Below are 7,578 nucleotides of genomic sequence, written 5' to 3'. Positions count from 1 at the left end.
GCCCGCGCGGGCAAGCAGGGGGCGTCCCCGTTCGCTGAAGGGTCAGCCGGTCGGCGGGCGTGAGGGTCTGCCCGCAGGCAGCCGGAAACCGGCCCGGAAGGGCCGGCCGGAGCCGGCCCGGAAAGGCGGTCCGCAGGCAGCCGGAGCCGGCCCAGAGGGGCCGAAGGGGTCAGCCGGCCAGCAGCTTCTTCACCGCGGCGGCGACGCGGCCGCCCTCGGCCTGCCCGGCCACCTTCGGGTTCACGATCTTCATGACCGCACCCATGGCCCGCGGCCCCTCGGCACCGGCCGCCTTCGCCTCCTCGACAGCCTGGGCGACGATCTGCTGGAGCTGCTCGTCCGACAGTTGCTGCGGCAGGTACGTGGCGAGGACCTCGCCCTCCGCCTTCTCCCGCTCGGCCTGCTCGGCACGGCCACCCTGCGCGAAGGCGTCGGCCGCCTCACGCCGCTTCTTCGCCTCCCGGGTGATCACCTTCTGCACCTCGTCGTCGGAGAGCTCGCGCTTCTCCTTGCCCGCGACCTCCTCCTTGGTGATCGCGGCGAGTGTCAGCCGGAGCGTCGAGGAGCGCAGCTCGTCGCGCTCCTTGATCGCAACGTTGAGGTCATCCTGCAGCTTCGACTTGAGCGTGGTCATGGGGTCGATTGTCGCAGGTGCGGGAGGAAGAGCGCCCCTCGATTTAGGGTGCCGCGGCCGAAGGGCCGGTGCGGTCAGGGGATTTCGGGAACCGCCCGGGCACGGTCGACGGCCGGGGTCTGACACGATGGTCGTATGCGCGCGCGATATGGAGTACCCCTGGGAATCGCGGCGGCGGGCGCCGCCGGTCTGTTGTACTCGGTGGGCTTCGAGGCCCGCTCCTTCCGCCTCCGCCGGGTCACCGTCCCGGTCCTGCCCCCGGGAATGCGCCCCCTGCGTGTACTGCAGGTGTCGGACATCCACATGGTCGGGGGCCAGCGCAAGAAGCAGCGCTGGCTGCGGTCCCTGGCGGGCCTGCGCCCCGACTTCGTGATCAACACGGGCGACAACCTCTCCGACCCGGAAGGCGTCCCGGAGGTCCTGGACGCGCTCGGCCCCCTGATGGAGTTCCCGGGCGCGTACGTCTTCGGCTCCAACGACTACTACGGCCCCAAGCTGCGCAACCCCGCCCGCTACCTGATGGAGAAGGCCCAGGGCCGCCACGGGCTCAACGGCAACGCGCCGGCCGAGGGCGTGGTGCACAACCCCTGGGAGGACCTGCGGGACGGCTTCGACGCGGCGGGCTGGCTGAACCTGACCAACTCGCGCGGCGAGCTCAAGCTCGAGGGCGGCTCGGTGGAGCTCACGGGCCTGGACGACCCGCACATCAAGCGGGACCGTTACGCGCAGGTGGCGGGCGGCCCCTCCGAGGCGGCGGACTTCTCCATGGGTGTCGTGCACGCCCCGTACCTGCGCACCCTGGACGCCTTCACGGCCGACGCCTACCCCCTGATCCTGGCCGGCCACACCCACGGTGGCCAGCTGTGCATCCCCTTCTACGGCGCCCTGGTCACCAACTGCGACCTGGACACGGACCGGGTGAAGGGCCTGTCCACGCACACGGCGGAGGGCAATACGTCGTACCTCCACGTGTCGGCGGGCTGTGGCACGAACCGCTACACACCGGTACGGTTCGCCTGCCCGCCGGAGGCTACGCTGCTGACCTTGGTGGGACGCGAGGCGCAGGGGCGGTAGCGGCGGCCGGAGGCGCGCAGGCAAGCGCCGGGGCGGGCCTGGGGGCGATAACCCACACAGCCCCACCCATATCGCCCCCAATGTCCGTTTCTGCCAGCGTGGAGGCATGACCGCCCCGATACCCCGGGACATCCCGGACCTCCCCGCGATCCCGTCCCCGCCGGCGCTGAAGCCCTCCCCGGTGCCCGCCACGGCCGTCGTCACCCCGGTCCGCCGCCCCGCGGCCGCGGCCTTCCGCCTGCTCGTCGCCCTCGCGGCGGCCGCGGGGGTGACGCTCGAACTGCTCCTCGGCGACCCGTCCCGGGTCCTGAGCTACTTCGTGATCCAGAGCAACGTGCTGCTGGCGCTGGTCATGACCCTCTCGGCCCGCCGCGCGTGGACGGCCAGCCGCCCGCTGCCCGGTGCCGTGCTGGGCGCGACGCTGCTCTACGTCGTCATCGCGGCCCTGGTGCACCACCTGCTCCTGGCGAACGAGGCGAGCCCGTTCTCCCTCACGGGCGAGGCCGCCACCCCGACGGGCTGGCAGACCCTCTCCCACTCGGTGCTGCACACAGCGACCCCGATCGTGGCGGTACTGGACTGGCTCCTGCTCACGTCCCCCGGCCGCCTGCACCTCCGCCAGGCCAGCACCTGGCTCCTCTACCCCCTCGCCTACCTGGCCTTCTGCCTCACCCGAGGCGAGCTGCTGCTCCCGGGCACCCCCGACCGCTACCTCTACCCGTTCCTGGACGTCGGCCAGGACGGCTTCAAGCGCGTCCTCGGCAACGCCCTCCTCCTGGGCCTCTCCTTCTACGCCCTGGCCGTGCTCCTCGTGGCCCTTGACCACGCCCGCCCGAACCCCATCCGCCACCGCGGCAAAACCGGATTTCGCCTCTAGCCACCGGTGGGCTAAAGTAAACGTCGTCGCCGCGACAGCAGCGACATCGGGGTGTAGCGCAGCTTGGCAGCGCGCTTCGTTCGGGACGAAGAGGTCGTGGGTTCAAATCCCGCCACCCCGACAGAGAAATACCAGGTCAGGGGCTTGATCCGCTTAGCGGGTCGGGCCCCTGAGTGGTTCGGGGGGCCATTCTGGGAGCCATTTGGGAGCCGAGTTCGAGTAGCGGCTCCCCGGGGCTCCCGACTTCCACTCTCCGGTCGTCGCGTGCAGCGGCTGTTCGTCGAGGGTGGTTGCCGAGTGTCTGCTGAATCCGGCCGCCCAAGACGGTAGTCATGGGCGCCAGGCCACAGGCCCGCCCCAGCACCTGAGCAGCACGCCGCCCGAGATCGCCCGCAGCCGAACCCGGTCGGCGGCATCGCCTGGTCGGCTGCCGGGGCGCCGATCTGGTGGCGCAGGGCAGGGTCGGTGCCCACACCTGCATCAGGTGCCTGGCCTGTTCCACACTCGGCGACGCCCTGCGCCTCGTGCGCGAGGACTCGTTCGCCCTTTGATGGGCTGGCGCCACGATCGCAGCCAAGGTCTTCATCTGGCGCAGCGTGTGCCGCTCACTTCACCTGCTCGGGCGGACCTCTCGCTCATCCACTGCACCGGCTGGTCGATGCCCGCAGCGGCGGGACTGCGCCGTGACACCGACCCCACCGCCATGGCGACCAGGCCCGAAGCCGCTGCTCGGCTGATCGACTGTGCTGCCGTCCCCGGGAGCCGGTCATGATCCGAGGATCGTGCGCTTCTGCTCCTCGAACTCGGCCTCCGTGAGCACGCCTTGGTCCTTGAGCTCGCCGAGCTGCTTCAGCTGTTCGATCTTGCTGGGCATGTCGGAGGCCGCCGGAGCCGGAGGCGGTTCGGCCTGGGACGCCTGTTGTACCGGGGGCGCCTCGTATGCCTGCTGCGCCGCCCATCGCCCCTGCTGTCGGCGTGTCACACGGTTCGATACGGCAGTCGCCGTTCCGGCGACGACGGCGGTGCGCGCGACCCCACGGATGAGACCTGGCATGGCTGTGTCCCTTCTGCCGGATGAGCTGTGCCTAGTGAGCGGCCTCGGTCGCGTCGAGGGCGGCGACGAGGTCGGGCACCGGGATCCGCCCGGAGGCGACCATCCGGGCCCCGCTGCGGCGCAGGGCGGCGGCGAAGGGTGCGGCCCACAGGTTCTCGTAGACCAGGATGCCGGCGGAACTGCCGGGCTCCAGCGCGGTGGCCGCCTCCTCGATGTCGTCCTGACCCAGGAGTCCTGACGACACGCCCTCGAAGACGGCCAAGTCGAGTTCGCCGTCCCCGGTGAGGTCCGCGATGGAGGCCATCCACACCCTGTGGACACCGCACTCCTGACCCAGGCCGAGCGCACCCTGGACGCAGTCGGCGCCACAGTCCGCCACATCGCGGCAGCCTCGAATGAGGCCGTCTCCAAGAAGGCGGCCCGGTGATCGCGAAGATCAGCAATGGCAGGGAGACCGCGGGCCTGATCCGGTACTTGTTCGACACGAAGAAGGCCAAGGACCACACCGACCCGCACCTGGTCGCCTCTTGGGACGGCTTCGCCCCCGACCCCGGCCGTTCCGAGGACGCCGACGCCACCAGGAGGCTCCTCGTGGCCGACCTGGATCTGCATGTCAAGCAAGCCAGGCGACTGGGCCGCGCCCCCGAGAAGCACGTGTGGCACTGCTCCATCCGCGCTGCCGAGACCGACCGCCACCTCAGCGACGACGAATGGGCCGACATCACCCGCCGCGTCGTCGCCGCCACCGGCATCGCACCCGACGGCGACCCGGACGGCTGCCGCTGGGTCGCCGTCCGCCACGCGCCCGACCACATCCACATCGCCGCCACCAAAGTCCGGGCGGACCTGCGCACCGCCCGCCACTGGAACGACTACCTCACCGCCGACCGCGAACTCGCCGCCATCGAGAAGGAATACGGCCTGCTCCAAGTGGTCCGCGGTGACCGCACAGCCGCCAAGCGGCCCAGCCGCGCCGAGCAGGAGAAGGCCCGCCGCGCCGGTCAGGACAAGACCGCCCCCGAGCGACTCCGCGCCACCGTCCGCACCGCCGTGGCCTCAGCCTCCAGCATCGAGGAGTTCGTGCACCTGCTCCGCCACATCGACGACATCCTCGTCGAGATCGTGCGCTTCCCCTCCGGCGACATACGCGGCTACAAGGTCGCACTCGCAGACGACGCAGGCGGCCCCATCTGGTACTCCGGCTCCAAACTCGCTCCGGACCTGTCCTTCCCCAAGATCCAAGAACGCCTGGCGAACATCGAACCGCAGCCCGCCGACCAGCCGGGCCGACGCAGGCCCAACCCCTGGCACCAGGCCACCGCCGCCACCGAGCGCATCCCCCACCACCTCGACCAGGGCGACGACGAAGCCGGCCAGGCCCACCTCGCTGTCTTCGGCGAGGCACTCGACGCCCTTCCCCTTCTCGCACCCCAGCATCTGCGCCCCCAGCTCCGTGAGGCGGCGTCCGCGTTCGAGCGCGCCACCCCCTCCCGCATCCGGGCCGAACACCATCACGCCCGAGCACTGCGGGGCGCCGTACGCGCCATGCTCCGCGAGCCCGCTCCCAAGGACGGCGCCGCCCTGGCAATGTTCTTCGACGCCGCGATCCTCGTCGTCATCGCCGCCGCCCGATGGCACCAGCTCCGCCACCACGACCAGCAGGTCGGCGCCGCCCAGCAGACCCTGCTCCACCTCCAGGCCGCCTACGAGCAGGCCGCAGCCGCACCCCTGGCCGCCCTCGCCCAGCACCGGCCGCCCCAGCAGTCCGTGGACCGACACATCCACCAGATACGCCGGGCCGTGCCCGATCACATGGAGCAAGTCATCGAAGACCCCGCCTTCGACGCTCTCACCGCTGCCCTCGCCGAAGCCGCAGGCCACGACCCGGAGCAGCTCCTCCAGCAGGCCGCCGACCAACGGGCCCTGGACGACGCCCGCCGCCCCGCACGAGTACTGACCTGGCGCGTCGAGCGCCTCAGCGCACGGCCGGCACCCAGCGCACAAGCCCGCGCAGCACAGGCCCACAGCCCAGCCTGGGCCGACAGCGCAGCACAGCGCCCCAACCCCCCGGCCCGCGAAGCAGCCGCCGCCCCGGCGCCGCAAGCGCGGCCTGGCAGTTGATGTTCTCGGTCTGGTGATCGCGGTGGTGGTGCTGGCCGCGTCCGCGCACGACAACGCCGTCGGCATCGCCTTGCTGGACAAGGTCGCGGCCGACACCGACACGGTGCAGAAAGCCCTGGTCGACCAGGGGTTCAAGACCACCGTCATCGACCATGGCAAGAAGGTCGGCATCGACGTCGAAGTCGTCGAGCGCAACCCGACGACCAGCGGGTTCGTCCCCCAGCCCAAGAGGTGGGTGGTGGAACAAGTGAACGGGATCATGATGCTGCACCGCAGACTGGTCCGCGACTACGAACACCGGCCCGCCTCCGCCGAGTCAAGGGTGTACTGGGCCATAAGCGACCGGATGGCCCGGATACTCACCGCGACCTCCACCCCCACCTGGCGCGGCGCATGAACAACGACGAGCTCACCCTGGGGGCGGTCCTCGCCCGCCTGGAGGAGCAAGAGCGTGAGATCGCCACGCAGGCCGAAGCGACGCGAGCGCACATCACGGAACTCACCGCGCAACTGGAGGAGTTCGTCCGAGTCGCCGAAGAGGTGCGCATCACCCGCAAGACGCTGCTGGCGCTGCCCGAGCCGGCCTCGCCGACACCTCCGCCCGTGAAGCTGCCGGACCATCCGGCCTACCAGCAGATCATGGCGGTGTTCGCCGCAGTCGACGCCCCGCTGCGGGCGCGGGCGGTCTGCGAGGCGATGGACCTGGAGATCGCACCCAACAACGTCAACAACGTCCGGCTCAAGCTCAAGCGGCTGGCCGAACGCGGAATCCTGATCGAGTCCGAGCAGGGCTTGTTCACCAAGCCGCAGTCGTAGCCGCCTGGTCAGGCCACGACCAGCCCGACAGCCCCACCCGAAAGCCCGAAACGGGCATCACGTCACGTACCACCCTCTCATCGCCTTTCTGCCGCAGAACGGGCACAACAGCGGGCGCGAGCGTCTCCGCGATGCCATCCTCGGTCCGGTGCGGTACGACGGAGCCCGCCACGACGCTCCGCTTGGGCTCTTCACCCCCGCCGGGAGCTTCGGCCAGCACCTCGGCTACCGTCTCGCGCGCACCGGCCAGCCGTGCGAGCGCGTTTTCCTCCGCTCCAGCACGGCGTGGATCCGCTCGGCCTCCTCCCGCAACCACGCCGTCTCTTCCCGGTCCCTCTTCTCCCGGGCCTCCAGCAGACTGAGCATAATCCCCCGCCATCGAGGCGAGTCCATGCCCGTCCGCACCAAACCAATGGATCACGTTCGGAAGGCGGCTGGCTTCTGACATCCGCCTTCCGAATCAGCTGTGCGCCTGGAAGGAGACGGGTGGGAACCCTGCTTCCGTCATCCGCTGCGCCAGGTGGGACAGGCGGTCGGGGGTGTCGTCGAGGAGGAGGAGCAGTCGCGGCGCGGTGCTGTCGTCGCCGGCGGCCTCGCTCAGGATGAACAGGAGGATGGCGAGCGCGTGGTCCGGCTCGTCGGTGAGCAGGTCCCCGGCCTCCCGGACGACGACCGCTGGTGACGTCGGAGCATCATGGCAGACGGCCTCGGCGCCGCCATTCGACACGGCGTCGTGGAGGCAGTCGCGGAAGGCGTCCCAGTTGCGGCCGAAGTGGTCCGGGAATCCGAGACGGGTGGCCCATTCGGTGAACAGGTCCCGGCTGGTGCGGCAGCAGGAGCCGTCTACGTCCCAGCGTGCCGTCCGTACACCGGCTGCCGCCTCGGACAGGGGGCGGATCCAGGCTGTCGTGCTGGTCATTTCGATGATCTCCTTTCCGGCCGCCGGGGTGGGGGGGGGGGGGGGGGAGGAGGTCCGGGCACACACCCCCCCCCCCCCCCCCC

General features: G+C 70.8%; 7 protein-coding genes, 1 tRNA gene and 2 pseudogenes. 6 read left to right on the top strand and 4 right to left on the bottom strand.

Annotated elements, in window-relative coordinates; genetic code table 11:
- Positions 1 to 169: 169 nt before the first annotated feature.
- Positions 170 to 634: a GatB/YqeY domain-containing protein gene (locus tag ACFU3E_RS07580; protein WP_053669666.1), complete on the bottom strand. Its 465-nt coding sequence runs from the start codon at positions 632 to 634 to the stop codon at positions 170 to 172.
- 135 nt (positions 635 to 769) lie between these two features.
- Here ACFU3E_RS07580 and ACFU3E_RS07575 point away from each other — a divergent pair, with 135 nt between their 5' ends.
- The 3 genes from ACFU3E_RS07575 to ACFU3E_RS07565 all read left to right on the top strand — a co-directional run bounded on the left by ACFU3E_RS07575 (position 770) and on the right by ACFU3E_RS07565 (position 2,706).
- Positions 770 to 1,708 (top strand): metallophosphoesterase, encoded by a 939-nt coding sequence (locus ACFU3E_RS07575; RefSeq protein ID WP_384153530.1) that lies wholly within the window; start codon positions 770 to 772, stop codon positions 1,706 to 1,708.
- A 106-nt stretch (positions 1,709 to 1,814) separates the two neighbouring features.
- On the top strand, positions 1,815 to 2,585 hold the full coding sequence (locus tag ACFU3E_RS07570; RefSeq protein ID WP_384153527.1) for a Pr6Pr family membrane protein: 771 nt from the start codon (positions 1,815 to 1,817) through the stop codon (positions 2,583 to 2,585).
- A gap of 47 nt (positions 2,586 to 2,632) precedes the next feature.
- A tRNA-Pro gene (locus ACFU3E_RS07565) sits at positions 2,633 to 2,706 on the top strand.
- A gap of 645 nt (positions 2,707 to 3,351) precedes the next feature.
- On the opposite strand, the gene ACFU3E_RS07560 is transcribed toward ACFU3E_RS07565, so the two are convergent.
- Together ACFU3E_RS07560 and ACFU3E_RS07555 are read right to left on the bottom strand one after the other, a co-directional pair.
- Entirely contained in the window at positions 3,352 to 3,639 is a 288-nt protein-coding gene (locus tag ACFU3E_RS07560; RefSeq protein WP_384153524.1) for an SHOCT domain-containing protein, read from the bottom strand.
- Between the two features lie 31 nt (positions 3,640 to 3,670).
- Positions 3,671 to 3,934, bottom strand: a pseudogene (locus ACFU3E_RS07555) (DUF6325 family protein); the annotation flags it as partial.
- Between the two features lie 128 nt (positions 3,935 to 4,062).
- Here ACFU3E_RS07555 and ACFU3E_RS07550 point away from each other — a divergent pair.
- The 3 genes and pseudogenes from ACFU3E_RS07550 (at position 4,063) to ACFU3E_RS07540 (ending at position 6,576) form a co-directional block, all read left to right on the top strand.
- On the top strand, positions 4,063 to 5,760 hold the full coding sequence (locus ACFU3E_RS07550) for a relaxase/mobilization nuclease domain-containing protein (protein ID WP_384153522.1): 1,698 nt from the start codon (positions 4,063 to 4,065) through the stop codon (positions 5,758 to 5,760).
- A pseudogene (locus tag ACFU3E_RS07545) lies at positions 5,738 to 6,157 on the top strand (IS5/IS1182 family transposase); the annotation flags it as partial. The gene ACFU3E_RS07550 and the pseudogene ACFU3E_RS07545, both read left to right, overlap by 23 nt.
- Complete coding sequence (locus tag ACFU3E_RS07540; protein WP_384153519.1) at positions 6,154 to 6,576, top strand: hypothetical protein; 423 nt, start codon at positions 6,154 to 6,156, stop codon at positions 6,574 to 6,576. The pseudogene ACFU3E_RS07545 and the gene ACFU3E_RS07540, both read left to right, overlap by 4 nt.
- 460 nt (positions 6,577 to 7,036) lie before the next feature.
- Here the strand turns inward: ACFU3E_RS07540 and ACFU3E_RS07535 are convergent, their stop codons facing one another.
- Complete coding sequence (locus ACFU3E_RS07535; RefSeq protein ID WP_384153516.1) at positions 7,037 to 7,495, bottom strand: barstar family protein; 459 nt, start codon at positions 7,493 to 7,495, stop codon at positions 7,037 to 7,039.
- Positions 7,496 to 7,578 lie beyond the last annotated feature (83 nt).

The organism is Streptomyces sp. NPDC057424 (assembly GCF_042803315.1).
Classification (GTDB): domain Bacteria; phylum Actinomycetota; class Actinomycetes; order Streptomycetales; family Streptomycetaceae; genus Streptomyces.
Note: the sequence above shows the minus strand (reverse complement) of the source record. Positions and strands in the feature narration are given on the sequence as shown.